We start from the raw sequence: 2,280 nt of genomic DNA, 5'->3' as shown, positions 1-2,280 counted from the left end.
ATGGCTTGCCAGTTGAGTTTGAAATCACCGGTGGAGAAGTCAATGACTGTTCTGCAGCACCTGATTTGATTGCCAGGCTACCTGACGCAAAAGCGATTGTTGCGGACAAGGGCTATGACAGCGAATGGATACGGGAACAGATAACGAAGAAGGGAGCTCGGGCTGTGATACCGAGAAAACGCAACTCGTTGAAGGGTAACGCAGATATGGATTGGGGTTTATATAGATACCGGCATTTGGTGGAAAATGCTATTGCCCGGCTAAAGCAGTATCGGGCAATAGCGACACGATACGACAAACTGAAGCGAAATTTTGAGAGTATGGTAGCCATAGCGTGTGGATATCTGTAGCTACCTATGTGAAATGTCAACAGACCCTAGGGAATAGCAAATAGGTTAGCAATAATGCAATTGCATACAATTTTTATTCTCTATTTGAAAAGTCAAGCGACAGTACTAAATTGAGCGAAAATTTACTCATACTTGAGTGAGCGTTGGCTAACCTAAAATGGCATGCCACTTAATATCATTCTGGAAATGGACGCTTGGGAATCTACTAAGATGGTCGGGTGTTATGCTCGTCCTGCACCTGGGCGAATTGCCCAGCATGCACATACATGTCGTGGATGACGTGCTAAATAGCATAAATTCGGCACAGTAGTGCAAAATACGATGGTAGACACCTTTTGTGTGCTTGTATGGGCTTCAATTTGACAACACATACATGGACGGCCGCGAAAGCTAACTTTGAGATCGATACTCTTAATGACTACCTCGCAATCCTGTTATATTACACACTTGTGAAGCAGCCTGAGTTGGCTGGAAAACCATCTAAGCTGGAAAAGGAGGAAAAAATGAGGCAAGAAAGCAAGGCGGTATCAGAGCAGCCTGAGCGGCGCAGAACCCTGTGGATTTGGGTGATCTTGGCATGGATGTTATTCGGCGCGATCATAGGAATACCCAGCATCTGGCTGGTGTCCTACGACACCTCCTACTACGATACCATATTCTCGCAGTTGGGAGTGCCCGTTCCTCAGATAGGATTCGATTTTAAGTTAATGGGGACGGTAGCAGCAGTGATAAACCTTGCGGCCGCATGGGCTCTATTTATGCTGAGAGCCCACGCGGTCAAGCTTTTTGCCTTGGGGCTTGTCATGACTATTGTTATGCAAGCCTATTCGCTAACCATGATTCCTAACTACCTCGATTACATACGGGCAACCACTGGCCTAGTATTCGTCTTCATCGGAGGACTCATTGTCCCTACAATTATGCTTCTTTATGCAATGAGGCTGAGGCGTCAGGGCGTACTATTATAAAAATGACGGATTCAAGTTTGAATCCACGAATCAAGAGAAGGCTCAATGACAATTTTTTGCGTGATTTTTTTCTTCGTTTGTAAACAACAAGCCGGCAAACCACTACCCGAATTCACAGAATTACCCACAATTTGACTTGTTTGGATCTGCTCGCCCAGCATAGAGAATGTGTATTTGTCAACGACAATTTAATGTTGACCCACTTGCCACATAAAAGCGGCAATTTAAATTTGACCCACCCTTAGCTTTTTCATTGATTAGTTTGTTGCTTCAGTGGCTGGTAAAACACCTGCTGTTCTTTTTCTCTTTAACCGGTAGCTGTTACCACTGATCTGCACGATATGAGCATGGTGAAGCAATCTATCCAGCAATGCTGCGGTTAGCGTCTGATCATCAGCAAACGCTGTTGACCATTGAGAGAACGGCAAATTACTGGTAACGATGACACTGCCTTGCTCATATCGCTTGGCAATAACGTTGAAGAACAGGTTGGCCTCATCCCGGCCAAATGGCAGATAGCCGATTTCATCGATCACCAGCAGCTTCGGTGATAACACGCTACGCTTGAGATAGATATCCAGGCGATTCTGTTTCTTTGCTGTAGCCAGTTGCAGCATCAAGTCGGCTGCTGTAATAAAGCGAACCTTGATACCGCGCATGATGGCGCTGTAGGCCAGCGCTATTGCCAGGTGACTTTTTCCGACCCCACTGGGGCCGAGTAAAACGATATTCTCTATTCGTTCCACAAACGCCAGACTGGTCAGTTCCTGTAGCTGCTTGCGTGGCGCACCGGTTGCGAAGCGAAAGTCGTATTCATCGAAATGTTTGATAGCGGGCAAGCCTGCTGTTTTCAGCAACATCTCGCGTGTGCGCTGCATCTTGCTGTCCAGTTCAGCCTGCAGGATGCTTTCCAGGAAATCAGCAAAGCTTTTGTCCTGTGTCGCGCTATGATCTGCCATTGC

General features: G+C 46.4%; 3 protein-coding genes. 2 read left to right on the top strand and 1 reads right to left on the bottom strand.

Annotated features, from left to right (window positions below):
* Together J5I83_RS02730 and J5I83_RS02725 are read left to right on the top strand one after the other, a co-directional pair.
* Positions 1 to 350 (top strand): IS5 family transposase (locus J5I83_RS02730; RefSeq protein WP_304053103.1); only part of this gene is annotated, 350 nt, incomplete at its 5' end.
* A gap of 359 nt (positions 351 to 709) precedes the next feature.
* On the top strand, positions 710 to 1,318 hold the full coding sequence (locus J5I83_RS02725) for a hypothetical protein (protein WP_304053101.1): 609 nt from the start codon (positions 710 to 712) through the stop codon (positions 1,316 to 1,318).
* A 257-nt stretch (positions 1,319 to 1,575) separates the two neighbouring features.
* Here the strand turns inward: J5I83_RS02725 and istB are convergent.
* Positions 1,576 to 2,280 (bottom strand): IS21-like element helper ATPase IstB (gene istB, locus J5I83_RS02720; RefSeq protein WP_304053100.1); only part of this gene is annotated, 705 nt, incomplete at its 5' end.

It is taken from the genome of Nitrosomonas communis (assembly GCF_024102715.1).
In the GTDB taxonomy this organism is placed as follows: Bacteria; Pseudomonadota; Gammaproteobacteria; order Burkholderiales; family Nitrosomonadaceae; genus Nitrosomonas; species Nitrosomonas communis_B.
The sequence above is the reverse complement of the archived record's forward strand: the minus strand, read 5'-3'. Positions and strand labels throughout refer to the sequence as shown.